Origin of the sequence: Xanthomonas cassavae CFBP 4642, from assembly GCF_000454545.1 — a bacterium.
Lineage (GTDB): Bacteria > Pseudomonadota > Gammaproteobacteria > Xanthomonadales > Xanthomonadaceae > Xanthomonas > Xanthomonas cassavae.
On sequence record NZ_CM002139.1, the window covers coordinates 43,673 to 67,332 of the forward strand.

The 23,660-nt window shown below is 67.5% G+C and carries 21 protein-coding genes and 1 pseudogene; 7 read left to right on the top strand and 15 right to left on the bottom strand.

The features are described from left to right. Positions 1-10: 10 nt before the first annotated feature. Together cls and XCSCFBP4642_RS0100230 are read right to left on the bottom strand one after the other, a co-directional pair. Positions 11-1,429: a cardiolipin synthase gene (cls, locus tag XCSCFBP4642_RS0100225; protein ID WP_029218019.1), complete on the bottom strand. Its 1,419-nt coding sequence runs from the start codon at positions 1,427-1,429 to the stop codon at positions 11-13. A gap of 13 nt (positions 1,430-1,442) precedes the next feature. Then, the gene (locus XCSCFBP4642_RS0100230) at positions 1,443-2,753 is read right to left on the bottom strand and encodes a LysR family transcriptional regulator (protein WP_029218020.1); all 1,311 of its coding nucleotides are present in this window, start codon (positions 2,751-2,753) and stop codon (positions 1,443-1,445) included. Between the two features lie 101 nt (positions 2,754-2,854). On the opposite strand from XCSCFBP4642_RS0100230, the gene XCSCFBP4642_RS0100235 reads away from it, so the two are divergent. The 3 genes from XCSCFBP4642_RS0100235 (at position 2,855) to XCSCFBP4642_RS0100245 (ending at position 5,673) form a co-directional block, all read left to right on the top strand. Beyond that, positions 2,855-3,526, top strand: coding sequence for a 4-carboxy-4-hydroxy-2-oxoadipate aldolase/oxaloacetate decarboxylase (locus XCSCFBP4642_RS0100235; RefSeq protein WP_029218021.1), 672 nt, complete (start codon positions 2,855-2,857; stop codon positions 3,524-3,526). Beyond that, a complete protein-coding gene (locus XCSCFBP4642_RS0100240; protein WP_029218022.1) occupies positions 3,519-4,574 on the top strand; it encodes a 4-oxalomesaconate tautomerase in 1,056 nt (351 codons plus the stop codon). The genes XCSCFBP4642_RS0100235 and XCSCFBP4642_RS0100240 overlap by 8 nt, the downstream gene beginning before the upstream one ends. A 76-nt stretch (positions 4,575-4,650) precedes the next feature. Then, entirely contained in the window at positions 4,651-5,673 is a 1,023-nt protein-coding gene (locus XCSCFBP4642_RS0100245; protein ID WP_029218023.1) for an amidohydrolase family protein, read from the top strand. A gap of 296 nt (positions 5,674-5,969) precedes the next feature. Here the strand turns inward: XCSCFBP4642_RS0100245 and rpmG are convergent, their stop codons facing one another. The 3 genes from rpmG to XCSCFBP4642_RS0100260 all read right to left on the bottom strand — a co-directional run bounded on the left by rpmG (position 5,970) and on the right by XCSCFBP4642_RS0100260 (position 9,754). Then, positions 5,970-6,137, bottom strand: a complete 168-nt coding sequence (gene rpmG, locus XCSCFBP4642_RS0100250; protein ID WP_002809462.1) for a 50S ribosomal protein L33 — start codon at positions 6,135-6,137, stop codon at positions 5,970-5,972. A gap of 13 nt (positions 6,138-6,150) precedes the next feature. Next, the gene (rpmB, locus tag XCSCFBP4642_RS0100255) at positions 6,151-6,387 is read right to left on the bottom strand and encodes a 50S ribosomal protein L28 (RefSeq protein ID WP_002809459.1); all 237 of its coding nucleotides are present in this window, start codon (positions 6,385-6,387) and stop codon (positions 6,151-6,153) included. Between the two features lie 187 nt (positions 6,388-6,574). Continuing rightward, the gene (locus XCSCFBP4642_RS0100260; protein ID WP_029218024.1) at positions 6,575-9,754 is read right to left on the bottom strand and encodes an efflux RND transporter permease subunit; all 3,180 of its coding nucleotides are present in this window, start codon (positions 9,752-9,754) and stop codon (positions 6,575-6,577) included. A 71-nt stretch (positions 9,755-9,825) separates the two neighbouring features. Between XCSCFBP4642_RS0100260 and XCSCFBP4642_RS27980 the strand changes: the two genes are divergently transcribed. Further along, positions 9,826-10,047: a hypothetical protein gene (locus XCSCFBP4642_RS27980; RefSeq protein WP_152527181.1), complete on the top strand. Its 222-nt coding sequence runs from the start codon at positions 9,826-9,828 to the stop codon at positions 10,045-10,047. 377 nt (positions 10,048-10,424) lie between these two features. On the opposite strand, the gene XCSCFBP4642_RS0100270 is transcribed toward XCSCFBP4642_RS27980, so the two are convergent. The 5 genes from XCSCFBP4642_RS0100270 to rsmG all read right to left on the bottom strand — a co-directional run bounded on the left by XCSCFBP4642_RS0100270 (position 10,425) and on the right by rsmG (position 16,373). Further along, positions 10,425-11,696 carry an efflux RND transporter periplasmic adaptor subunit gene (locus tag XCSCFBP4642_RS0100270; protein WP_029218025.1) on the bottom strand — a complete coding sequence of 424 codons (1,272 nt, stop codon included), beginning with the start codon at positions 11,694-11,696 and terminating at the stop codon, positions 10,425-10,427. Positions 11,697-11,898: 202 nt separating this feature from the next. After that, positions 11,899-13,164 (bottom strand): TolC family protein, encoded by a 1,266-nt coding sequence (locus XCSCFBP4642_RS0100275; RefSeq protein WP_029218026.1) that lies wholly within the window; start codon positions 13,162-13,164, stop codon positions 11,899-11,901. Positions 13,165-13,218: 54 nt separating this feature from the next. Next, positions 13,219-13,602, bottom strand: a complete 384-nt coding sequence (locus XCSCFBP4642_RS0100280; protein ID WP_016902720.1) for a hypothetical protein — start codon at positions 13,600-13,602, stop codon at positions 13,219-13,221. Between the two features lie 83 nt (positions 13,603-13,685). Next, complete coding sequence (locus XCSCFBP4642_RS0100285; protein WP_029218027.1) at positions 13,686-15,497, bottom strand: DUF885 domain-containing protein; 1,812 nt, start codon at positions 15,495-15,497, stop codon at positions 13,686-13,688. 237 nt (positions 15,498-15,734) lie between these two features. Continuing rightward, positions 15,735-16,373, bottom strand: coding sequence for a 16S rRNA (guanine(527)-N(7))-methyltransferase RsmG (rsmG, locus tag XCSCFBP4642_RS0100290; RefSeq protein WP_029218028.1), 639 nt, complete (start codon positions 16,371-16,373; stop codon positions 15,735-15,737). 339 nt (positions 16,374-16,712) lie between these two features. Here rsmG and XCSCFBP4642_RS0100295 point away from each other — a divergent pair, with 339 nt between their 5' ends. After that, complete coding sequence (locus XCSCFBP4642_RS0100295) at positions 16,713-18,332, top strand: alkaline phosphatase D family protein (protein WP_029218029.1); 1,620 nt, start codon at positions 16,713-16,715, stop codon at positions 18,330-18,332. Between the two features lie 294 nt (positions 18,333-18,626). Continuing rightward, positions 18,627-19,185 (top strand): annotated as a pseudogene (locus XCSCFBP4642_RS0100300) (alkaline phosphatase D family protein); the annotation flags it as partial. An 18-nt stretch (positions 19,186-19,203) separates the two neighbouring features. Here XCSCFBP4642_RS0100300 and XCSCFBP4642_RS0100305 read toward each other — a convergent pair. Then, on the bottom strand, positions 19,204-19,794 hold the full coding sequence (locus XCSCFBP4642_RS0100305) for a 4'-phosphopantetheinyl transferase family protein (RefSeq protein WP_084624649.1): 591 nt from the start codon (positions 19,792-19,794) through the stop codon (positions 19,204-19,206). 132 nt (positions 19,795-19,926) lie between these two features. Here XCSCFBP4642_RS0100305 and XCSCFBP4642_RS0100310 point away from each other — a divergent pair, with 132 nt between their 5' ends. Further along, positions 19,927-20,178, top strand: coding sequence for a GlsB/YeaQ/YmgE family stress response membrane protein (locus tag XCSCFBP4642_RS0100310; RefSeq protein WP_029218032.1), 252 nt, complete (start codon positions 19,927-19,929; stop codon positions 20,176-20,178). A 70-nt stretch (positions 20,179-20,248) separates the two neighbouring features. Here the strand turns inward: XCSCFBP4642_RS0100310 and XCSCFBP4642_RS0100315 are convergent, their stop codons facing one another. The 4 genes from XCSCFBP4642_RS0100315 to XCSCFBP4642_RS0100330 form a co-directional block, all read right to left on the bottom strand. Beyond that, complete coding sequence (locus XCSCFBP4642_RS0100315; RefSeq protein WP_029218033.1) at positions 20,249-20,686, bottom strand: GFA family protein; 438 nt, start codon at positions 20,684-20,686, stop codon at positions 20,249-20,251. Next, positions 20,683-21,462 carry an exodeoxyribonuclease III gene (xth, locus tag XCSCFBP4642_RS0100320; RefSeq protein ID WP_029218034.1) on the bottom strand — a complete coding sequence of 260 codons (780 nt, stop codon included), beginning with the start codon at positions 21,460-21,462 and terminating at the stop codon, positions 20,683-20,685. Before xth ends, XCSCFBP4642_RS0100315 begins: the two co-directional genes overlap by 4 nt. 140 nt (positions 21,463-21,602) lie before the next feature. Further along, positions 21,603-23,327 carry a cation acetate symporter gene (locus tag XCSCFBP4642_RS0100325; protein ID WP_029218035.1) on the bottom strand — a complete coding sequence of 575 codons (1,725 nt, stop codon included), beginning with the start codon at positions 23,325-23,327 and terminating at the stop codon, positions 21,603-21,605. Next, positions 23,324-23,641, bottom strand: a complete 318-nt coding sequence (locus XCSCFBP4642_RS0100330) for a DUF485 domain-containing protein (RefSeq protein WP_029218036.1) — start codon at positions 23,639-23,641, stop codon at positions 23,324-23,326. Before XCSCFBP4642_RS0100330 ends, XCSCFBP4642_RS0100325 begins: the two co-directional genes overlap by 4 nt. Positions 23,642-23,660 lie beyond the last annotated feature (19 nt).

Sequence of the window (23,660 nt, forward strand, 5' to 3'; positions counted from 1 at the left end):
AGCGCCGTCACTACATCAACGCATCGGCCAGCCGCGCGATGCCCTCGCGGCTGCGCCGCCAGGGCGGGCGGCGGCGCCATTGCTCCAGCTGCAGTTGGCGTGCATTGGCCAGATAGTCCTGTTCGATCTGGCGCAGCCGCTGCACCACGCCACGGTCGTAGCAGAGCATGCCGATCTCGGCATTGAGTGCGAACGAGCGGATATCCAGGTTGATCGAGCCCACCAGCGCGATGTCCTCGTCCATGCTCAGGTGCTTGGCATGCAAAAAATGCGGGCGGTACAGCGCAATTTTCACCCCGTAGCGCAGCAGCTCGTCGAAGTAGGCCTCCTGCGCCCAGGCTGCCAGCCGCTGGTTATTGCTCTCCGACAGGATCAGCTGCACATCCACGCCCGAGACCGCGGCGATGCGCAACGCGCTGAGCAAGGCTTCGTCTGGCACGAAGTACGGCGTGACCAGCACTACCTTGCGCCGCGCCAGATGGATCACCGCATTGATCGCATCGCGCGCGTTCTCGAACGGATACGCCGGCCCGCTGGGCAGCAACTGGGTCGCGATATTGGCCTCGCACACCGGTGCGTCCGGCCACACATCCAGGCGCTGCCCGGTTTCGGTGAACCAGTCGCTGGCGAACACCGCTTCCAGGTGATTGACCACCGGCCCGCGCACGCGCGCCACCAGTTCGCGGTTGGGCACCCCATCGATGAAGCCGGCCTCGGCCAGATTCTGCGACCCGACAAAGCCCACCTGATTGTCGATCACCGCGATCTTGCGGTGATTGCGAAGGTCCATGCGCCCGCTGCGGCGCCAGCGCAGGCCACCGGGCAATACCGAAAGCACCTCGATGCCGCCGGCCAGCAGACGCTTGCGATAGCGGCGCAGGCCGCGCTTGGCGCCCACCGCATCCAGCAGCACCCGGCAGCGCACGCCGCGCGCCTGCGCACGCTCCAGCGCTGCCACCACCGCATCGCCCACGGCATCGTCGAACATCAGGTAGTACAGCAGGTGCACGCGTTTTTCCGCCGCGTCGATTGCCGTGATCAAGGCCTGCAGCGAGTGTGCGTAGTCGTCGAGCAGTTCCACTGCATTGCCCAGGGTCGGCATGAAGTCGCCCTGCCGCTCGATCAACGGCACCACTTCGGCACTGCTGGTGTCGGCCGGCGGCGGCCAGCGCAATGCATGCAACGGCAGCTGTTGTTCGCGGATCACCTGCGAGGCGGTGGCCTGGCGCTCCACGCGCAGGCGCGACAGCCACGGGTGGCCGAACAGCAGGTACAGCGGCAAGCCCACCACCGGCACGAACCCGATCAGCAACAGCCAGCTGCGCGCCGCCCCGGGCGTGGTGCGGGTGGGAATCCACAGCAGCGCGGCCAGGCGGATCGCCCAGTCCAGCGCCAGCAGCCAGGTGCCTGTCACCACATCGGGCAGCATCGGCGCTCCGTGCTCATGAGGAAGCCGATTCTGACCCGGCCGGGCGTGAAGGCAAAGATGCTTCTGCAGCCGGCACGATGCAGTGGCGAAACGGACCGCCGTACGCATCGGCCGGTTGCACACGCTCGGCGCAGACCTGCCGCAGCGTTTGCACGAACGCGCTCTGCGCGCGGGTGGGATGCCAGTCGCTGCGCAAGGTGATGCCGATCTGTCGGCGCAACTGCGGCCCGGCACGGCCGATCTCGCACAGCAGCCCGGCGCGGCGTTCGAACAGGAACTGGTCGCGCGACATCAGGGTCAGCCAGTCGCCTTCCAGCAACAGCCCGCGCACGGTGAGCTCGGCCCCGCATTCGATGCGCAGCGGCGGCGGCTCCAGCTGGCGGTTGCGGAACATGCGCTCCCAGCGCTCGCGCACCGGCGTGCCGGCAGCGGCGATCACCCACGGGTAGTCGAGCAACTGCGCGAATCCGTGCGGCTGCCCGGCCAGCGGGTGGGCGCTGCGCGCCACGATCACCGGTTCGTCGTCGAACAGCGGTTCCTGCAGCACATCGCGCACCGGCAGGCGCTCGCGCAGCGCGCCGATCAGCAGGTCCAGCCCGCCGTCGCGCAGATGCGCCAGCAATTCCGCATACGGCCCTTCGACCACGCTGATGCTGGCGGCCGGGTGCGCGCGCGCAAAGCGTGCCAGCACCTGCGGCAGCAGGATCGCGCGGGCCAGCGGCATCACCCCCACCACCACCCGTCCGGCATGCTGCGAGCGCAGAGCTGCCACTTCATCGAGCGCAGCGCGCACCTCGGCCAGCGCCAGCCGCACCTGCCGCAGCAGCCGTTCGGCCATCGGCGTGGGCTGCACCGCCTTGCCGCGGCGCACCGTCAGCGGCACTTCGATCACATCGGCCAGGGACTGCACCGCGCGGTAGACCGCCGGCTGCGACACGCCCAGCTGCACCGCCGCCAGCGAATAGCTGCCCGCCGCATCCACCGCCACCAGCGAATGCAACTGCCCCAGCGACACCCGCCGCTCCAGACCCGGGCGCATCGGCAACCGCAACGCGCGCCGCGCCACCCGGATGCCGCGGCCAAGATGCGCCAGCGCGCGCTCGATTCGCGGCACCACCAGGCCAGTGGCCTCGGTGGCCAGCATCCCGCCCGGCTGCCGGTCGAACAGGCGCACGCCCAGCTGCTGTTCCAGACGCGCCACCGCCTGGGTGAGGGCCGGCTGCGACAGGTTTACCTGCGGCGCGGCCGCGCTGATGCTGCCCAGCCGCTGCACGACGGCCAGGGCGTGAAGATGGCGAAGGTTCGGTTCCGGTAGCGGCGGCATGCTCTAACTATAAGCAAAACCAATACGCATACCTCAAATGAATCTTGAGTACGTTGACTCTCGCCGCGCAGACTCGGCGCACCACTAACGAGGATGGATGGATGAGCCAGGTCGTCACCCAGGTCGCGCGCACCCCCATCGCCATCGTCGACGGGCTGGCGCAGGCTGGCGTGGCCACGGTGCACGAGGCGCAGGGCCGCACGGGACTGTTGCACCACCGGCTGCGCCCGATCTATGCCGGCTGCCGCGTGGCCGGCACCGCGGTCACGGTGTCGGTACCGCCCGGCGACAACTGGATGATGCACGTAGCCATCGAACAGCTGCAGCCCGGCGACGTGCTGGTGGTGGCGCCCACCAGCGACTGCTGCGACGGCTACTTCGGCGATCTGCTCGCCACCTCGGCGCAGGCACGTGGCTGCCGCGGGCTGATCATCGATGCCGGCGTGCGCGATGTGCGCGACCTCACCGCCATGCAGTTCCCGGCCTGGAGCCGCGCCATCTGCGCACAGGGAACCATCAAGGAGACGCTGGGTTCGGTCAACGTGCCACTGGTCTGCGCCGGGCAGCTGGTCCAGCCCGGCGATGTGGTGGTGGCCGACGACGACGGCGTGTGCGTGGTGCCGCGTACCAGCGCCATCGAGGTGCTGGCCGAAGCGCAGGCGCGCGAGGCGCGCGAGGTGCTCAAGCGCGAGCGGCTGGCACGCGGCGAACTGGGCCTGGACATCTACGCCATGCGCGCGCGGCTGGCGGCCAAGGGCCTGCGCTATGTCTGAACGCGTCCGCGCGATGTGGATGCGCGGCGGCACCTCCAAGGGCGGCTTCTTCCTGGCCGAGGATCTGCCCGGCGATGCCGCCGCGCGCGATGCCTTCCTGCTGCGCGCCTATGGCTCGCCGGACCTGCGCCAGATCGACGGCATGGGCGGCGCCGACCCGCTGACCTCCAAGGTGGCAGTGGTGTCGCGTTCGACGCGCGCCGATGCCGACGTGGAGTACCTGTTCCTGCAGGTGGCCGTGGACCGGGCACAGGTCAGCGATGCGCAGAACTGCGGCAACATGCTGGCCGGTGTTGGCCCCTTCGCGCTGGAGCGCGGCCTGCTGCCGGCGCGCGATGGCATCACCGACGTGCGCATCTTCATGCGCAACACCGGCACGCTGGCCACCGCCAGCGTGCGCACGCCTGGCGGCCAGGTGCGCTACAGCGGCGACACCCGCATCGATGGCGTACCGGGTACCGCCGCCCCGGTCGCACTGGCCTTTGCCGACATCGCCGGCTCCTCCTGTGGCGCGTTGCTGCCCACCGGGCGCGCGGTGGACACGCTCGATGGCGTGCTGCTCACCCTGATCGACAATGGCATGCCCTGCGTGGTGCTGCGCGCCAGCGACATGGGAATCAGCGGCTATGAGGACCGCTCTACGCTGGATGCGGACGACTCGCTCAAGGCGCGGCTGGAATCCATTCGGTTGCAGGCGGGCCCCTTGATGCAACTGGGCAATGTCAGCGCTGCGACGGTGCCGAAGATGATGCTGGTGGCCGCACCGCGCAACGGTGGTGCGATCAGCGTGCGCTCGTTCATTCCGCACCGCTGCCACGCGTCCATCGGCGTACTGGGCGCAGTCAGCGTCGCCACCGCCTGCCTGCTGCCCGGCTCGCCCGCACATGCCCTGGCGCAGTTGCCCGGCGGCAGCGCCCAGCAGGTGGAGGTGGAGCACCCCAGCGGCATCAGCAGCTGCCTTATCGCGTGCGACGCACACGGCGCGGTGGTGCGCGCCGCGGTCATCAGGACCGCACGCAAACTGTTCGATGGTGAGTTGTTTGCGTGAGCGTCGCCACCCAGCCCTGTGCGCCGGCGTTTGACTGCGCAGCATCACCTCTCTCCGCATCGCGACGGGCCTTGCCATGATCATCGACTGCCACGGCCACTACACCACCGCGCCTGCCGCGCACGATGCGTTTCGTAAGGCGCAGATTGCGCACTACAACGACTCAAGGCTGGCAACGCCGGTGTATCCGCAGATCTCCGACGACCAGCTGCGCGAAAGTGTGGAGCAGCACCAATTGCGCCTGCTGCGCGAGCGCGGCGCCGACATGACCATCTTTTCGCCACGCGCCAGCACCATGGCCCATCACATCGGCAATGACGCCGTGAGCCAGGTGTGGACGCGTCACTGCAACGATCTGATCACGCGGGTGGTGCAGTTGTATCCGCACACCTTTATCGGCGTCTGCCAGTTGCCGCAATCGCCGGGCGTGTCGATCGCACACTCGATCGCCGAGCTGGAACGCTGCGTCAGCGAGCTCGGGTTTGTCGGCTGCAACCTCAATCCCGACCCGTCCGGCGGCCACTGGACTGGCCTGCCATTGACCGATCGCGCCTGGTACCCGTTCTTCGAAAAAATGGTCGAGCTGGATGTGCCGGCGATGGTGCATGTCTCGGGCAGCTGCAATGCCAATTTCCACGCCACCGGCGCGCACTACCTCAACGCCGACACCACCGCTTTCATGCAGTTCCTGGAGGGCGAGCTGTTTACCGACTTTCCCGCGTTGCGCTTCATCATCCCGCACGGCGGTGGCGCGGTGCCGTACCACTGGGGCCGCTTTCGCGGCCTGGCCGACATGCTGGGCAAGCCGCCGTTGGCCACGCATGTGATGCGCAATGTGTTCTTCGACACCTGCGTCTATCACCAGCCCGGCATCGACCTGTTGTTCGAAGTCATCGACATCGACAACATCCTGTTCGGCTCGGAGATGGTCGGCGCGGTGCGCGGCATCGACCCGCAGACCGGGCACTACTTCGACGACACCAAGCGCTACATCGATGCACTGGCGATCTCCGACGCCGACAAGCGCAAGGTGTTCGAAGGCAATGCGCGGCGGGTGTACCCGCGCCTGGACGCGCAATTGCGTGCGCGTGGGTTGTAGCGGTGTTCCCTTCTCCCATCGGGACATTGTCCTCCTTTATGGGGGAGAAGGTGCCCCGCAGGGGCGGATGAGGGTACGTGCGAAGCCTCTGGTACTCCAACCACTGCGAGTGGCTTCGCCCCGTACCCTTACCCCTACCCCTCTCCCATAGGAGAGGGGATACGGTCCGCCGAGGTGGAGTGGCCCAGGACGTGTGCGGATTTAAACCATTGTTGCGCCCCCCGCAACGCTCCCTAAACGCAAACACCCGCCTTGCGGCGGGTGTTTGCCTGGATGCAGATCGGGGAATCGATGGATTACTTGATCTTGCCTTCCTTGTACATCACGTGCTTACGCACGACCGGGTCGTACTTCATCATTTCCATCTTCCCCGGAGTGTTCTTCTTGTTCTTGTCCGTGGTGTAGAAGTGGCCGGTAGCGGCCGAGGAAATCATACGAATCTTGTCACGCTTGCCTTTTGCCATGACTGCTTACTCCTCAGACCTTTTCGCCGCGCGCACGCAGCTCTTTCAGAACGGCATCGATCCCGTTCTTGTCGATGGTGCGCAATGCATGCGCGGAGACACGGAGCTTCACCCAGCGGTTTTCGCTGGCGACCCAGAAACGGCGCTCGTGCAGGTTGGGCAGGAAGCGACGACGGGTTCTGTTGTTTGCGTGGGAGACGTTGTTACCCGTCTGCACACGCTTGCCGGACACTTGGCATACGCGGGACATTACGCACCTCGATCAATGAATTGCCACCCATAGCCTGGGGAGCGGCGGCCCCGACAGCATCAAGCTGCCACGCAACGTTGGGAATCAAGAACTTACGCTGGAACAAGCCGGCAACCCCATCGCGCTGGGTGCCGCCATCCGGAGCGATCCGGGCATTATGCACGGCTTTCCTATGTACCGCAAGCACTTAGCCTGCACTTCCCGCCCGCTCGCGGTGCAGCCAGCGATACAGCACCGGCAGCACCAGCAGGGTCAGCAAGGTCGATGAGACGATGCCGCCGATCACCACCCTGGCCAGTGGGCGCTGCACCTCGGCCCCGGCGCCGACATTGAAGGCCATCGGCACAAAGCCCAGTGCGGCCACCAACGCGGTCATCAACACGGGGCGCAGGCGGCTCAGCGCGCCTTCGCGCAAGGCCTGCTCCAGCGACATGCCCCCGGCCCGCAGGCTGCGCACGAAGGCGATCATCACCAGGCTGTTGAGCACCGCCACGCCCGACAACGCGATGAAGCCGACACCCGCGGAGATCGACAACGCCAGGCCACGCAGCGCCAGCGCCACCACGCCACCGGTCAGCGCCAACGGTACGCCGCTGAACACCACTACCGCATCGCGCAACGAACCGAACGACCAGTACAGCAGCGCGAAGATCAGCAACAAGGTGCCTGGTACGACCCAGGCCAGGCGCTGGCCGGCAGAGATCAGTTGCTCGAACGCGCCGCCGTAACCGATCCAGCAACCGGTGGGCAATGCGACCTCCGCGCGCACGCGCTGCTGCACCTCCGTCACGAAGCTGACCAGATCGCGGTCGCGGACGTTGGCGGTGATGACGATGCGGCGTTTGCCGTCTTCGCGATTGATCTGGTTGGGCCCGAGCACGGTTTGTACCTTTGCGACCTCGCGCAGCGGCACCGTGGTCGGTTCGCCACTGCGCCAGCCGGCCGCGCGGCTGGACTCGTCGACATCGGCGCGCTCGCCATCGCCACGCAGCGGGATCGGCAGATCGGCCAACGCCGTCGGGTCCTGCCGCAGGCCTTCGGGCAGGCGCACCACGATGTCGAACCGGCGGTCGCCTTCGAACAACTGCCCGGCCGCCTGCCCACCCACCGCCGCCGACACCGTGTCCTGCACCACGCCGGGATTGAGCCCGTACCCGGCCAGTGCGACGCGATCGGGCACCACCGCCAGCATCGGCAGGCCGGTGGCCTGCTCCAGGCTCACGTCGGCCGCACCCGGCACCGTGCTGGCGACTTCCTGCACGCGCTGCCCCAGCTTGACCAGCGTGTCCAGGTCATCGCCGTAGACCTTGATCGCCACGTCCGCACGCACGCCGGAAATCAGCTCGTTCATGCGCATCTGGATCGGCTGGGTGAACTCGTAGTTGTTGCCGGGCAACTGCTTCACCGCCTGCTCGATCTCGGCCACCAGTTGTGCCTTGGGCTTGCGCGGATCCGGCCATCGGTCGCGCGGATGCATGATCAGGAACGTATCGGCCACCGACGGCGGCATCAGATCGGTGGCGACCTCGGCGGTGCCGAGCTTGCCGAACACATGTGCCACTTCCGGAAACTGCTTGATGCGTTTTTCCAGGGTGGATTGCATGGTGATGGCCTGTTCCAGACTGGTGCCGGGAATGCGCAAGGCGTGCAGCGCAATATCGCCCTCATCCAGGTTGGGGATGAACTCGCTGCCCAGGCGCGTGGCCAGCACGGTGCATAACGCCACCGTCGCAAGGGCCGCAATGCCGATCCAGCGGCCGTGGCGCAGCGCGCGATCGAGCAAGGGCGCATACACGCCCCGCGCCCAGCGCATCGCACGGTTTTCGTGCTCGGCCACCTTGCCGCCGAGCAACAACGCAATCGCCGCCGGCACGAAGGTCAGCGCCAGCAGCATCGCGCCGCTCAGCGCCAGCACCACCGTAATGGCCATCGGGTGGAACATCTTGCCTTCGATACCGGTGAGCGCGAACACCGGCAGATACACCGCGGTGATGATGCCCAGGCCGAACAGGCTGGGACGGATCACTTCGGCAGTGGCGTCGGCAGTCAGTTCGAAACGCTCATCGCGCTCGAGCATGCGCCCCACCCGCAGTTGCGCTTCGCCGAAGCGGCGCAGGCAGTTCTCCACGATGATCACCGCACCATCGACGATCAGGCCGAAATCCAGCGCACCCAGGCTCATCAGGTTGCCGGACACGCCACCGCGCACCATGCCGGTGAGGGTGAACAGCATCGCCAACGGAATCACCGCCGCGGTGATCAAGGCCGCACGCACATTGCCCAGCAGCAGGAACAGCACCACGATCACCAGTAACGCGCCTTCGATCAGGTTCTTGGCGACGGTGACGATGGTGCGGTCCACCAAGGCAGTGCGGTCGTAGACCGGCACCGCCTGCACGCCGGCCGGCAAGCTGGCATTGGCCACTTCCAGCCGCTGCGCTGCGGCCTGCGCCACGGTGCGGCTATTGGCGCCGACCAGCATGAACACCGTGCCGAGCACCACCTCGGTGCCGTCCTGGGTGGCCGCGCCGGTGCGCAGTTCGCGGCCCTCGCCCACCTGCGCCACATCGCGCACGCGGATCGGCACGCCTTCGCGGCGATCCAGCACGATCGCGCCGATCTGCGCGATGTCGTCCACCTGCCCGGGTACGCGCACCAGAAACTGCTGCCCGTTGCGTTCGATATAACCGGCACCGATGTTGCGGTTGTTCGCCTCCACCGCGCGCGCGACATCGTCCAGCGTGAAACCCAGGGCGACCAGGCGTGCCGGGTCCGGGGTGATGTGGATCTGCCGCGCGTAGCCGCCGATGGTATTGACCTCGGTGACGCCGGGCACATTGCGCAACTGCGGGCGCACCACCCAGTCCTGGAGGGTGCGTAGATCGGTGGCTGTCCACGCACTGCCATCGGGCTTGCGCGCATTCGCTTTGGCTTCGACCGTGTACATGAAGATCTCGCCCAGGCCGGTCGCGATCGGCCCCAGCTGCGGCTCCAACTCGGCCGGCAGCTGCGACTTGACCTGCTGCAGCCGCTCGGCCACCTGCTGCCGCGCAAAATACAGGTCCGTGCCATCGGCAAAGACCGCCGTCACCTGCGACAAGCCATAGCGCGACAACGAGCGCGTGGATTCCAGGCCGGGCAAGCCCGCCAATACCGTCTCCAGCGGAAACGTCACCCGCTGCTCCGACTCCAACGGCGAGTATCCCGGCGCGGCCGTATTGACCTGCACCTGCACATTGGTGATGTCCGGCGTCGCATCGATCGGCAGGCGCGAAAAACTCCACGCCCCGATCGCCACCAACACGCCCGTCAACGCCAGCATCAACCACCGCTGCGCGATCGCAAAGCGAATGATATTGGTCAGCATGACACGCTCCCCCGTGCACACGCGGCAATACAGTGCGCCGGCCGCCCCCCTCGTCGTGACACGGACAGATAGTGCCGCCGTCCTATCGCGACACGCCGCCACACGCCAAACAAGCACCCACCCGCCCACCAGCGCTGTCGTGGTTGTCGTTCTCGTTGTTGCTGTTGTTGCTGTTGTTGCTGTTGTTGCTGTTGTTGTTGTTGCTGTCTGCTTTCGGGGCCCCATACCGCAGCGGCAAGGCCGGCAGATACAACCCGCAGGGCGGCGCGCATGGATGCGCGACGTTTTTGTAAGGGACAGGGATGTCCCTTACAAAAATTTCTGCCGGACTTGCGCACCCGCAGCGCCGCAGGCGCGGAGGGCGCGAGGACGGGGTGTGCTTTCTTTTGGTTACTTTGGTCAGCCTTCGGCTGCCGTAGAGCGCTTCTTTGCACAAGCAAAGAAAAGTAACTCGTGCCCGACAGGGCGCGAAAGCCTTTGCTCTAGCCCGACAGGGCGCGAAAGCCTTTGCTCTAGCCCGACAGGGCGCGAAAGCCTTTGCTCTAGCCCGACAGGGCGCGAAAGCCTTTGCTCTAGGCCGGAAGGGCGCGAAGGCCTTGGACGTGGCGCATCCCCCTGCACCCAACAAACGCCCCCACTCGACAACGCAATGCCCCCCAAACCAACGCGCTCAATGATCATGCGACGCCCCCGACTTCTCGATGTCGGCCTTCACCAGATAACTCTGCTCCACCACCACCGTATCGCCCGGCGCCACACCCGACACCACTTCCACCTGCTGCGCATCGCGCGCGCCCAACGTCACCGGCCGCGCCTCGTACACCTCGCCCACCCGCACGAACACCACCTCCCAGTCGCGAAACTGCTGCAACGCCCCCACCGGCACCACCATCGCCGCCGGCTGCTGCGCCACCGTCACCCGCGTCTTCACCGCCGACCCTGGCCGCCACGACCCGTCGGTATTGCGCAGCACCGCGCGCGCCACCGTGCTCTGGCTGGCCGTGGCCGTGCCCGGCAACACGCGTTCCAGCGCTGTCTGCGCCACCACGCCATCGCTGATGCGGGTCACCGTGACCGGTGCGCCGGCGGTGATATGCCCGGCGTCGGCGCCAAAGATGTGCAGATCCACCCACAGGCGCGACAGATCGGCGATCTCGAACAGGGCCTGGCCTTCGCTGGCATTGCTGCCCTGGCTGGCATTACGCGCCAGCACGGTGCCGCTGATCGGTGCGCTGACCGCGTAGGTGGTCAGGCTCAGATTGCTTTCCACCGTGGCCAGCACCTGGCCGGCACGCACCTGGTCGCCGACGTTGGCGCGCAGGCTGCGCACCGGCCCGGGAAAGCGCGCGGTCGCCTGCGCCTGCGCTCCTTCTGCCGGCGTCAGCAGGCCTTGCACTTCGTGCTGATCGGCGATGCTGCCGGCACCCACCGGCGCCACACGGATGCCGGCGTCCTGCGCAATCTGGGCAGCAATCGTGGTGCGGCCTTCGTAGCTGGAATGGCTCCAGCGATGCGTCTTGCCCTGCACGCTGGTGCGCACTTCCACATCGAACGAATGCGGCTCGCCCACTTCGCTGGCGGCCAGCAGGCTGCCGTCGGTGTGCGCGCGCAATGGATAGGTGTCGACCTTGCCGCCCAGCCGCGTGGTCTTGATCTCCACGCTGCCGGCGCTGGCCGGCAAGGGTTTGCCATCGCGATACAGCCAGGCCTGGAATGTCGGCGGGCCGCCGTCTTCGGCGATCGCAAGCTCCACGCTGTCGCCGTCCTGGCTGAGCAGGCGGCCGCCGTGCGCGCCCTTGGCCGCCTCGTCGGCATGATCGCTGCCGCCCTCGTCGCTGTGTCCTGCCTCGCCTCCCGCGTGGGCATGGCCGTCTTCTTGGGTGCGGCCGCAACCGCCGAGCAGCAGCGCCAGCAGCAGCGGCGCAACAATGGAGTGCGTCATCGATGGAACTCCTTTGGAAGGCCGGCGCAGTGCGCCGGCCAGTGCAGCGAATGGAGAGGGCGCACAGCGCGCGTTGGCGGCCGAGCACCCATGGCGGTCACCCCGCGTGCGCAATACGATTGCCGCGTGCTTGCCGACCACCCGGTGGGCAGCAGGGACTCACCCAGCGCATCTCCATGCGTGGGCATCACCGTGCGCGCGCTCATGGCGTTGCCTGCGCGGTGACGACAAATGGTTGGCCGGTCAGGCGCTGGATTTCGATCAAGGCGGTCTGCGCGTCCAACGCGGCGGCCAGTTGCTGCTGGCGTGCATCGCTGCGCTGCGCCTGTAGCTGCGCCCAGTCCAGATAACTGGTGGCGCCGGCGCGGTAGGCGCGCTCGGCGGCGGCATCGGCGCGCGCAAGTGCGGGCAACACATCGCTGCGCATGCGCGCCACTTCCAGCTGCGCGGCGCGGTAGCGGCCATGCGCGTCGGCCAGCGTGGCGTAAAGCGCCAGTGCCTGCGATTGGCGTTCGATGTCCAGCAACGACAGCTCCACTTCGGCGGCGCGGATCTCCGGCTGCGCACGCGCGGCGCTGCCCAGCGCCAGCGAAACGCTGCCCAGCAGTGCGGTGGCGTCGTTGGCTTCGAGCCGGCGCACGCCCACCTGCCAGTCCAGGTCCGGGCGCGCCTGGCTGCGTGCCAGCCGCACCCGCGCCTCGCGCACGCGCTGCTCGCCGTTCAAGCGCGCCAGTTCGGGGGTGGCATCGAGCAGCTGCGCCAGCACCTCGAACTCGGGAACCGCCGGCAGCTGCAATGGGTCGCCGGTGACATCGCCAAAGTCCGGCGTGCGCTGGCCCCACAACACCGCCAGCTGGCGGCGTGCTGCCAGCAGTTCCTGCTGCGCGCGATCGCGCTCCAGTTCCGCGCGCGCCTGCAGGGCCTGGGCGGTCAGCAGCACCGATTCGGGCGATGCGCCGGCCTGCAGCCGCTGGCGCGCGGCACTGACGGTGCGTTGGCGCTGGGCCAGGATTTCCAGCGCGGCCGCATGCCGCTGCGCGGCCATGCCGATGGCCAGATAGCGCCGGGCGACTTCGGCCAGCACGTCCAGCCGCGCCAGCGCCCGCTGCGGCGCCAGTGCATCGATGCGTGCCTGGGCCAGGGTGCGGCGCGCGTCCAGCTTGCCGCCACGTTCCAGCACGCCGGCCAGGGTGACGGTGAGTTCGGCCTGGTCCAGCGCGCGGGTCGGGCCGCTGCCGAACACGTTTTCCAGTTCGGCGCCGATGCGCAACGGCGGGCGCAGCGCGTCGCGCGCGGCGTCGGCGGTGAGGACCGCGCGCTGGCCATCTGCCAGGCGCATGTCGGGGTGCTGTCGGGCGACGCGCGCGATGGCGTCGTCCAGGGTCAGCACGGGCTTGGGCGGTGCGTCCTGCGCCATGGCGCACGGCACGACCGCGAAGACGGCAAGCGCCGTCAGTCGCAACCACATGAGGGTGTCTCCGGAATCGGGATCGATGGTCAGCCGGCAGCCGCCGGCGATGCATCAGGCCGCGATCGGGGGACGCAATCCGGTCTCGCTCAGGTGCGAGCGGTAGTACGCGAGCACGGCCACGGGCTGGGCCTGCGTGTGCGTGGACAACGGCAGCCAGGCCAGCGCCGGCAAGACGGCCGGATTCTGGCCGTGGCAGTAGCCGCTATGCATCAGGGCGTGCATCAGGCCGGCCCCATCGCGCTCGCCGGCATCGCCCTCGTCGGCGCCGTCATGGCCGTGCGGCGCGGTGTCTTCCAGATGCATCTGGTCGTGCGCCAGCGCATGCACATCGCCCAGCGCGCAGGCCACCGGTGCGACCAGTACGCCCATGGCCAGCACCGCCAGCGCCATCAGGCGCAGCAAGGGGTGCAACAGGCGGGCGCGACGCAGCAGCATGGGCGCATGCCTATCGGGGCCAGGGCAGTTACACAATCGCATGCCTGCCGCGCAGCGTCGTAGGAGCGGACCGTTGGCCAGGGTCAGGGCGCGGCAGCGCTGGGCTTGGACGTTGCCGGGCGCGCCTTGCTGTCGGCGATGAAGGCGCGCACCTGCTGCTCCAGCACCGGCAAGGTGACCGAACCCTGCTTCAGCACCGCGTCGTGGAAGGCCTTGATGTCGAAGCGGTCGCCCAGCTCCTGTTCGGCCTCGGCGCGCAGCTTGACGATGCTGATCTCGCCCAGCTTGTAGCTCAGCGCCTGGCCCGGCCAGGAGATGTAGCGGTCCACTTCGGTGGCGACCTCGTGTTCGCTGAGCGCGGTGCGGTCGCGCAGATAGGCCAGCGCCTGTTCGCGGCTCCAGCCGTCGTGATGCACGCCGGTGTCGATCACCAGCCGGCAGGCGCGCCACATCTCGTAGGTGAGCCGGCCGAACTCTTCGTACGGGGTCTCGTAGATGCCCATCTCCTGGCCGAGTTTTTCGGTGTACAGCGCCCAGCCTTCGCCATAGGCGGAGATGTAGTTCTCGCGGCGGAACGCCGGCTGCTCGCCCTGCTCCAGCGCCAGCGAGCCCTGCAGCGAATGACCGGGCGAGGACTCGTGCAGGGTCAGCGCTGGCAGGTTGTACAGCGGCCGCGATGGCAGATTGTAGGTGTTGACCCAATAGGTCGTCGCGCCGCCGCGGCCGGCGGTCCAGAACGGGGCGATGTCGTCGGGCACCGGCTTGATGGTGAAGCGCCCGCGCGGCAGCGTGCCGATGAACTTGCCCACCTGCCCGTCCACGCGCTTGGAAATCCACGCGGCGCGATCGAGCAACTCCTGCGGGGTCTGGGCGTAGAACTGCGGATCGGTGCGCAGGAAGGTCAAAAATTGCGCGAAGCTGCCCTTGAAACCGACCTGCTGGATGATCGCGTTCATCTGGGTCTGGATACGCGCCACCTCCTCCAGGCCGATCTGGTGAATCTGCTCGGGCGTCAATTCCAGCGTGGTGTATTCGCGGATCTGCTGGCGGTAGAACGCCTTGCCATCGGGCAGCGCTTCGGCCGCCAGCGTGGTGCGCGCCTTGGGCATGTAGTCGTTGCGGAAAAAGCTCAGCAACTTGCTGTAGGCCGGCAGCACTGCATTGCTCAGCGCGGCCTTGGCCTGTTCGCGCAGCTGCGCCTGTTCGGCAGCGGGGATCTGCGCCGGCAACTGCTTGAACGGCGCGTAGAAGCTGGACGCGGTGGGATCCTTGACCTCGGCCACGGTGGCGATGGAGACATCGCGCCCGGCCAGCACCGCACGCGGTACGCTGAAGCCGCGCGCCAGGCCGCTGCGCATGTTGGCGATCTGCTGGTCGAAGTAACGCGGCACATCGTTCAGGCGCGCGATGTAGGCACGGTACTCGGTCGCGCTCTTCATCGGCCGCTGCGCCATGAAGCCGAGGTTGGACCAGAACGAACTATCCGAATTGAATGGCATCTCGTAGGCGCGCAGGCGCACTTCGGCCGCCAGGTTCTCCACCTGCGGGCGGTAGATGGCGAAGTTGATCTGGTTGGCCGGCGAGAGCTGCTTGGGGTCGATGCCGTCGAGCTGCTTGAGCACGCCGTCCCACACCGCCAGACGCGCCTGCTGCGCGGCCTGCCCGACGTCGGGCAGATGGGTGTTGTCACCGGTGGTGTCGGTGTCTTCATCGGCCTGGCCGGTCTCGGCCTGCCGCCACGCCCATTCTTTCTCGTAGACCGCGCGGAAGCGTGCATCGGCCGGTGCTTCGGCGGTCAGCGTGGCCGGAGCCGGCGGTGTGGCAGCCTGGGTCGTGGCGGCGAGCGAGGTGCCCAACAGGGCAAGCGCGAGGGCGGTGGCGAGCGAAGAGGTCACGTGCGGACAGCCTGATCTGGAGCGAACGCCCGATCATGGCAGCCCACGCGTGAGCTGCCATGGGCCGGAAGTCCCAACGCGGGCTGGTGCCGGGGCATGGCTGAAGTGTCGGTGCTGCCCCCATCCGCCCTGCGGGCACCTTCCCCCCACAGGCTTGCCGGACGTGCGGGAGCCGCTCTTGCCCCCTCTCCCGCCTGCGGGAGAGGGTTGGGGCGAGGGCGCTTGAGACCGATTGGCTCAGGCCTTGCGCACTACCACCAGGTGCCGCTCGCCATCCAGGCCGGGCACCTGCAACGGGTGTACCTCGCTCATCGTCCAGCCGGCGGGCAATGCGGCGATTTCCTCGTGCGGGTACACGCCCTTCATCGCCAACAGACTGCCGCCCGGGCGCAGTAGATGGCCGCCGACGTCGATGATGCCGGCCAACGTATCCAGCGCGCGCGCGGTGAGGTGGTCGTAGGCGGCCGGCTCATCGAGGGCTTCGGCGCGCGATTCGGCCACGCGGGCGTTGCGCAGCTCCAGATGGCGCAGCGCCTCGCGCATGAAGCGCGCCTTCTTGCCGTTGCTTTCCACCAGGGTCACCTGCAGCTGCGGGCGGGTGATGGCGAGTGGGATGCCGGGCAGGCCGGGGCCGGTGCCCAGGTCGGCCAGGGTGCCGCTGGCGATGTAGGGTTGCATGGTCAGCGAATCGAGCAGATGGCGGGTGACCATCTCGCGCGGGTCGCGCACGGCAGTGAGGTTGTAGGTCTTGTTCCAGCGCACCAGCAGGGCCAGGTAGCACAGCAGCGGTGCGGCGAAGGCCGCATCCAGGGATTGGGCCTGCAGGCCGCGCTCGAGCGCGGCGGAGACATCGGGGGCGAGTGCGGCATCGTTCATGCCGCGATTATCGCAGCTGGATGAGGTGCAGGTGCGGGCGTGCCGGGTGCCGTTGGCGATGCCGGGCGCTTGGACAGGAAGCTGGCGTGCGCGAACTTGCCAGCACAAACGTCAGGCGGGGCGATGGCACAGGACCTGCAGCCACGATGCCCCCGGCTGCACCGGCTCATGCGCATCGCTGTGGGCAGGATCATCCGCTGCCGTGGCACTTCTCGTATCCGCCGCCCCGCTATCGATGGTGCGGGCAAGCCTGCACCGGCAGCGGTAGCCGTGCGCTGCCATTGAACGGACATCGGCCCGTCGCACTATGGTCGCGTTCGCCAGATCGCCTGTGTGCCCATGTCCTTGATCGACCCGTCGCCTGTGCCCGCCCCCGACAACGCACTTGCCGCCGTGGATCGCAGCCGCCGGCGCCTGCTCATCGTCGGCGCCAGCCTGGCGGGCGCAGGGCTGCTCAGCCCGTTCGCCCGTGCCAGCGGCAGTGCCGACCCTTTCACCCTGGGCGTAGCCGCCGGCGACCCGCTGGCCGACGGCTTCGTGATTTGGACCCGGCTGGCCCCGCGTCCCCTGGACCCGGACGGACGCGGCGGCCTGCGCGCCACGGTGCCGGTGCGCTGGCAGGTGGCCAGCGACCCGGGCATGCGTACCATCGTCCGCCAGGGCGAGACCATCGCCAGCCCCGCCTGGGGCCACGCCGTGCATGTGGAGCTGGCCGGCCTGGCCGCCGATCGGCCGTACTGGTACTGCTTCCAGGCGTTGGGCGCGCGTAGCCCGATCGGTAGCGCGCGCACCTTGCCGGAAACGCATCAGATGCCGGAAACGGCGCGCTTTGGATTCGTGTCCTGCTCGCACTGGGAGCTGGGCTATTTCAGCGCCTACCGCCACCTGGCCGCCGAACAGCCGGACCTGGTGTTCTTCCTCGGCGATTACATCTACGAATACAGCAACCACGGCGAGGCAGCGAACAAGATCGTGCGCCCGCATGGCAACGGCGAATGCCTGGATCTGGCCGGCTACCGCAACCGCTATGCGCTGTATCGCACCGACCCGGACCTGCAGGCGCTGCATGCCGGCAGCGCCTGCGTGGCGACCTGGGACGACCACGAGGTGCAGAACGACTACGCCAACCGCTGGTCGCAGGACCCGTCGATTGCGGTCGACACCTTCCTGGCCCGGCGCGCGGCCGCCTACCGTGCCTTCTACGAACACTTCCCGCTGCGCGCACGCAGTCGCCCGCATGGCGCCGATATGCGCATCTACCGCTTGCTGGACTACGGCCAGCTGGCGCGCTTCTACGTGCTCGATGGGCGCCAGTACCGCAGCGAACAACCCTGCCCGCAGGCCAACGGCTGGCGCGGCGGGCATGTGGTGGACGACAGTTGCCACGAACGCACCGACCCACGCCGCAGCATGCTCGGCTGGGAACAGGAGCGCTGGCTGCATGGCGCCTTCGCACACTCGGCCGCGCGCTGGAACGTGATTGCGCAGGATCTGCTGGTGGCGCCGATGCAGCAGCACGGCCGCGACGGCGTGCTGGGGCACTGGACCGACGGCTGGGACGGCTACCCGGCCACGCGCACCCGCATGCTCGATGCAATTACCAAGACCCGGCTGCGCAACCCGGTGTTCTGGGGCGGCGACATCCACTCGTACTGGGTCACCGATCTGAAGGCCGATCCGGCCGACGACGCCTCACCGACACTGGCCACCGAATTCGTCGGCACCTCGGTCACCTCCAACGGCCAGAGCAACGTCGAACTGCAGCAGACCATGGCTCTCAACCCGCACGTACATTACGTGGATGGCGAAACGCGTGGCTATGTTTCGGTAACGGTGACGCCGGGCCAGATGGAAACGCGCTTGCAGGGCATCTCCGATCGGCGCGACCGCAATGCCACGGTGTCGACGACCAAGCGCTTCGTGGTGGTGGACGGCAGACCCGGCGCAGTGGAGGCCTGAGCCGCTCCCGCAGCGGCAACGCTTGTGCATCGGCAAATGTCGCTACGCGCGGGCCTGCCGGCGGCGCGCGATTGCGAACATTGTGCCGGCCATCGTTGCCGTGTTCGGGCAGGGCCATCGACACGCGCCGGTAAGACAGCGGCGCTATATCTAGGGGTCGCTGCCAAGCGTTCGAGATTGCCATGCCCGTCGCCGCATCCTGCGAGGCTTGGCTGCCGGTGTGTTGCTGCCGGCCACTGCCGGTTGGTCTGCGCGCAGCCTAGCCGCGCCGTCGGGGCGACCAACCATCAACGAACCATCTATGCCGACGGCCCCGTCCCGGCCGAGCTCACCGTCGAATATGGCAAGCGCTGGCGCAACCTCACCACCGCGGCCAAGGGCGAAGGTGGCCGAAACGCTGGACGAATTCCGCGGCAACTACCGCTACAACCTGCTCGACGACAATGTGCGCCGCTTCAATACGCAGGTGCCGCGGCTGTGGCAGTGGGACGACCACGAAACCACCAACACCTGGTCGCCGGGCAAGCAGCTGGATGCGCGCTACCAGGTGCGCGATATCCAGACTACCATCCGGACCGCGCCGCGTTTCAGCAATTCGAGCCGTTCTGGGATTTCGTCGGCGGCCCGCTCAACGCCGGCAGCTTCGGGCCGAATGCGCTGGATGCCACCTTCGGCCCCACGGTGGTGTTCCAGAAGGCGCCACCTGCGCCCCAACTCCTCACCGTTGGCCGGTTACCAGTTCTTCGGCGAAGTGGAGATCGATGGTCGCAGCGGCGTGCTCACGGTGACCCTGCGCGACCTGGACGGCGTGGCGCAGTTCCGTCAGCCGATTCTGCCGCACGGTGCGGCGTAGCCTCATGCAGCGGCCAGGTTACGCGCCCGTCAGCGGATAGCACGCCAGTGCCGCGCGGCAGTCCGGTGCGGCCCACCATTCGTGCAGTTGCCAGCGCACCGCCTCGCCGAGTGCAGGATCGCACCAGTGCAGGCGCAGGGCGCCATCCGGCGCCAGCGTGTACGCCAGCCGATGCAGTCCGAACGACAGGCCATGCCCGTGCGCCTTGAGCAAGGCTTCCTTGGCGCACCACAGGCGAAAGAACAGCGCCTGCTGCGCATCCGGCGCCAGGCGGCCCAGCAACGCAAGTTCATCGGGATGGAAGAAGCGCTGCGCGATCTCCGGCAGGCGCGCGCGCGCGCGGATGCGTTCCAGGTCCACGCCCAGCCGCACGCCCTGGCCCAGGCCCACCAACAGATGCTCGCCGCTATGGCTCCACCCGGTATCCCAGGCGGGCAGGGCCGGCTGCAGCGTCGGGCGCCCGCGCGCATCGCGCAGCACGGGCACCTGCGCCGGATCCAGCCCCAGCGCGTGACCGAGCAACTGCCGCGCCTGCGGCTCGCCCCGTTCGCCGGGTTGGTGCGGCCGCAGCCACAGCTGCACCGGGCCATACTGCCAGGTTGGCTGCATCGTCACCTGGCGCACACCAAACCGAACGGACGGCCATGGGATGCAGCGCGCTCGACGGCTGCTTCACGGCCGGCTGCGTCCAATTGCGCCCATGCACCGCGTCCGGTGCGACTGAAGGAGGAGAGCGGCACCATGGGCATCATCATCTGGTTGATCATCGGCGGCATCGTGGGCTGGTTGGCCAGCCTCATCATGCGACGCGATGCGCAACAGGGCATCATTCTCAATGTCGTGGTCGGCATCGTCGGCGCGATGATTGCCGGCTGGTTGTTTGGCGGCGGCATCAACCAGACCATCACGCTGTGGACCTTCGTCTGGTCGCTGGTGGGTGCGGTGATCCTGCTGGCCATCGTCAACCTGTTTACCCGCGGCCGGGTGCGCTGAGCTAACCGCATCCCCCCTGTTATGTGCAACGCCCGGGCCTGCCCGGGCGTTGCCGTTTCAGCCTGGCCCTTCAATCGTGCGCCGCTGCACGATCGACCGGATGGTTGACGCCATCTTCCACCGGCACCGCAATGGTCAACGCGTACGGGTTGACCCCGTCCAGGCAGCCAACGTTGTAGCCGAATTCGTTGGGACCGGAGCGGCGCCGATGATGGGTATAGATCCCGCACACGCCGCAGAAATAATGCGCGGCGGTCTGCGTGTTGAACTGATACAGGCGCAACACCTCCTCGCCCTGGCGCACGTGCAGACCATCCAGCGTGACCGAGGCGACCACCGCGCCGCGCCGGCGGCACATCGAGCAATCGCAGCGGCGTGGATCCAGCAGGCCGTAAGGCAGGTCCAGGTCGATCTGTACCGCACCGCAATGGCAACTCAGCCGATGCACCGGCTCCAGCGTGACCTCGCCGATCTTGTGGGTGCTGCGCCGCAGATGCCGTTCGCTCATGCGCCAGCCTCCGCCAGCCGCACCCACGCCGGTGCGTGGTCGCTGGGACGTTCCCAGATACGCGGTTCGCGGTCGATGCCCGATTCCGTTGCGCGTGCGCGCAGCGCCTCCGACACCAGGGTCAGGTCGATGCGCAGCCCCAGGTTGCGGCGGAAGCCGGCCTGGCGGTAATCCCACCAGGTGAACTGCCCGGCGTCTTCGTGGTGCAGCCGGAATGCGTCGTGCAACCCCAGCCCCAACAGCTGGGCCAGGGCAGCGCGCTCAGCGGCCGAGGTCAGGATGTGGTGTTCGTTCCACACCGCCGGGTCGTGCACGTCGCGTGCATCCGGGGCGATGTTGAAGTCGCCCAGCACCACCAGCTGCGGATGCCGCCGCAGCTCCTGCGCGATCCACTCCCGCGCGGCCTGCAGCCAGCGCAGCTTGTAGGCATATTTCTCGGTGCCCACGTCCTGGCCGTTGACCACGTACAGATTGATGATGCGCACGCCATCCACGGTGGCGGCGATGACGCGCTGCTGCGCATCGTCGAAGCCGGGAATGCCCATCTGCACCTCCAGCGCCGGCGAGCGCGACAGGATCGCCACACCGTTGTAGGTCTTCTGCCCGCAGAACACGCTGCGATAGCCGAGCGCGGCCAGTGCCGCGTCCGGGAACTTGTGGTCTTCCAGCTTGGTTTCCTGGATCCCCACCACGTCCGGCGCGAAGTCGGTGAGCCACTGTTGCAGGTGCGGCAGGCGCACGTTGAGCGAGTTGACGTTCCAGGAGGCAATCTTCATGGCGCGGACCGTGGTTCAAACCACCAATGGTACCGCGCATGTCCCGGGTCCCACGGCCGCAGCCACCACGTGTAGCGCCTTGACGCAAAACGCCGGCACAAGGCCGGCGTCTGCGATCACAACAACGATGATCTGGTCGATCAGTGACCGGAGGCACCACTGGCACCCAGGCCGGTTTCGGCGCGGATCTGCTGGGCCTTGAACGCACTGCGTTCGTTGGCCGCCTGCGGGCTGCGATCCAGGATCGAGAACAGCCAGATGCCGACAAAACCAATCGTCACCGAGAACAGCGCCGGCGAGGTGTACGGGAACGGCGCCGAGCCGGCCGCATTGCCCAGCGTATCCACCCACACCGACGGCGACAGCACCGTGAGCACCAGCGAGGAGATCAGGCCCAGGAAACCGCCGATCACCGCGCCGCGGGTGGTGCAGTCCTTCCACAGCAACGACAGGATCAGCACCGGGAAGTTCGCCGAGGCGGCAATGGCGAACGCCAGCGACACCATGAAGGCCACGTTCTGCTTCTCGAACACGATGCCCAGCAGCACCGCGACTGCGCCCAGCACCAGGGTGGTGGCCCGCGAGACCTTCAGCTCCGAGCCCGGCGCCGGGTTGCCCTTCTTGATCACCGTGGCGTACAGGTCATGCGACACCGCCGAGGCGCCGGACAGGGTCAGGCCCGCGACCACCGCCAGGATGATGGCGAAGGCCACCGCCGAGATGAAGCCCATGAACACGTTGCCGCCCACCGCATTGCCGACCAGCACCGCTGCCATGTTGGCCGCGCCCTTGCCGCCGTGGATGGTGCCGGTGGCGACATCGGCGAACTGCGGGTTGGTCAGCACCAGCGCGATCGCACCGAAGCCGATGATGAAGATCAGGATGTAGAAGTAGCCGATCCAGGTGGTGGCCCACAACACCGACTTGCGTGCCTGCTTGGCATCGGGAACGGTGAAGAAGCGCATCAGGATGTGCGGCAGGCCGGCGGTACCGAACATCAGCGCCATGCCGAACGAAATCGCCGAGATCGGATCCTTGACGAAGCCGCCCGGCCCCATGATCGACAGGCCGGCCTTGGCTGCGTCGGTCGGCGACGCACCGCCATTTTCGGCGACGGCCGTCTTCACCCGCACGCCCTCGGCGAACAGCGCCTCGAAGCTGAAGTTGAAGTGCCACATGATGGCCACGGCCATGAAGGTCACGCCGGTCAGCAGCAACACCGCCTTGATGATCTGCACCCAGGTGGTGGCGGTCATGCCGCCGAACAGCACGTAGACCATCATCAGCAGGCCAACCAGGGTCACGGCCACCCAGTAGTCCAGGCCGAACAGCAGTTTGATCAGCGCACCGGCACCGACCATCTGCGCGATCAGGTAGAACAGCACCACTACCAGCGTGCCGGACGCGGCGAAGCTGCGAATGGCCGTCGGCGCGAAGCGGTAGCCGGCCACGTCGGCGAAGGTGTACTTGCCCAGGTTGCGCAGCCGTTCGGCCATCAGGAAGGTCAGGATGGGCCAACCGACCAGGAAGCCGATCGCATAGATCAGGCCGTCGTAGCCATTGGCCATCACCGCCGCGGTGATGCCCAGGAACGAGGCCGCCGACATGTAGTCGCCGGCAATGGCCAGGCCGTTCTGGAATCCGGTGATGCCACCGCCGGCGGTATAGAAGTCCGAGGCCGAGCGGGTTTTCTTGGCCGCCCACTTGGTGATCCACAAGGTGCCCAGCACGAAGAAGCCGAACATTCCGATCGCCACCCAGTTGGTGGGCTGCTTGTCGGCCTGGCCGATGTCACCGGCGGCCAGCGCCATGCCTGCGGGCAGCAGGCCGGCCAGAATCAGCAGTAGACGCGAGTACTTGCTCATTTGCGGGCGTCCTCCAGGATCTGCGCGGTCAGCTGGTCGTAGGTGTTGTTGGCGCGGCGCACGTAGATGGCGGTGATGACGATGGTGAACACCATCACCCCGATCGCGATCGGAATGCCGATCGTGGTCACGCCGTCGCCGATCGGCGTGGCCAGGAACGCCTTGTCGAATGCGATCAGGCCGATGTAGCCATAATAGGCCAGCAACATCAGCACAGTCAGTGTCCAACCCAATCGATTGCGTTGGCGTTTGAGCGTGTGGTACGTCGGATTGGCATCGATCTTGGCGATCAGTGCGTCATTCGAGACGGTCATGGTCTGTCTCCTGGAGTGC

Coding starts and splice junctions, on each gene's coding strand:
- cls (WP_029218019.1), bottom strand. CDS start 1,429: ATGCTGCCCGATGTGGTGACAGGCACCTGGCTGCTGGCGCTGGACTGG.
- XCSCFBP4642_RS0100230 (WP_029218020.1), bottom strand. CDS start 2,753: ATGCCGCCGCTACCGGAACCGAACCTTCGCCATCTTCACGCCCTGGCC.
- XCSCFBP4642_RS0100235 (WP_029218021.1), top strand. CDS start 2,855: ATGAGCCAGGTCGTCACCCAGGTCGCGCGCACCCCCATCGCCATCGTC.
- XCSCFBP4642_RS0100240 (WP_029218022.1), top strand. CDS start 3,519: ATGTCTGAACGCGTCCGCGCGATGTGGATGCGCGGCGGCACCTCCAAG.
- XCSCFBP4642_RS0100245 (WP_029218023.1), top strand. CDS start 4,651: ATGATCATCGACTGCCACGGCCACTACACCACCGCGCCTGCCGCGCAC.
- rpmG (WP_002809462.1), bottom strand. CDS start 6,137: ATGGCAAAAGGCAAGCGTGACAAGATTCGTATGATTTCCTCGGCCGCT.
- rpmB (WP_002809459.1), bottom strand. CDS start 6,387: ATGTCCCGCGTATGCCAAGTGTCCGGCAAGCGTGTGCAGACGGGTAAC.
- XCSCFBP4642_RS0100260 (WP_029218024.1), bottom strand. CDS start 9,754: ATGCTGACCAATATCATTCGCTTTGCGATCGCGCAGCGGTGGTTGATG.
- XCSCFBP4642_RS0100270 (WP_029218025.1), bottom strand. CDS start 11,696: ATGACGCACTCCATTGTTGCGCCGCTGCTGCTGGCGCTGCTGCTCGGC.
- XCSCFBP4642_RS0100275 (WP_029218026.1), bottom strand. CDS start 13,164: ATGTGGTTGCGACTGACGGCGCTTGCCGTCTTCGCGGTCGTGCCGTGC.
- XCSCFBP4642_RS0100280 (WP_016902720.1), bottom strand. CDS start 13,602: ATGCTGCTGCGTCGCGCCCGCCTGTTGCACCCCTTGCTGCGCCTGATG.
- rsmG (WP_029218028.1), bottom strand. CDS start 16,373: ATGAACGATGCCGCACTCGCCCCCGATGTCTCCGCCGCGCTCGAGCGC.
- XCSCFBP4642_RS0100295 (WP_029218029.1), top strand. CDS start 16,713: ATGTCCTTGATCGACCCGTCGCCTGTGCCCGCCCCCGACAACGCACTT.
- XCSCFBP4642_RS0100305 (WP_084624649.1), bottom strand. CDS start 19,794: ATGCAGCCAACCTGGCAGTATGGCCCGGTGCAGCTGTGGCTGCGGCCG.
- XCSCFBP4642_RS0100310 (WP_029218032.1), top strand. CDS start 19,927: ATGGGCATCATCATCTGGTTGATCATCGGCGGCATCGTGGGCTGGTTG.
- XCSCFBP4642_RS0100315 (WP_029218033.1), bottom strand. CDS start 20,686: ATGAGCGAACGGCATCTGCGGCGCAGCACCCACAAGATCGGCGAGGTC.
- xth (WP_029218034.1), bottom strand. CDS start 21,462: ATGAAGATTGCCTCCTGGAACGTCAACTCGCTCAACGTGCGCCTGCCG.
- XCSCFBP4642_RS0100325 (WP_029218035.1), bottom strand. CDS start 23,327: ATGAGCAAGTACTCGCGTCTACTGCTGATTCTGGCCGGCCTGCTGCCC.
- XCSCFBP4642_RS0100330 (WP_029218036.1), bottom strand. CDS start 23,641: ATGACCGTCTCGAATGACGCACTGATCGCCAAGATCGATGCCAATCCG.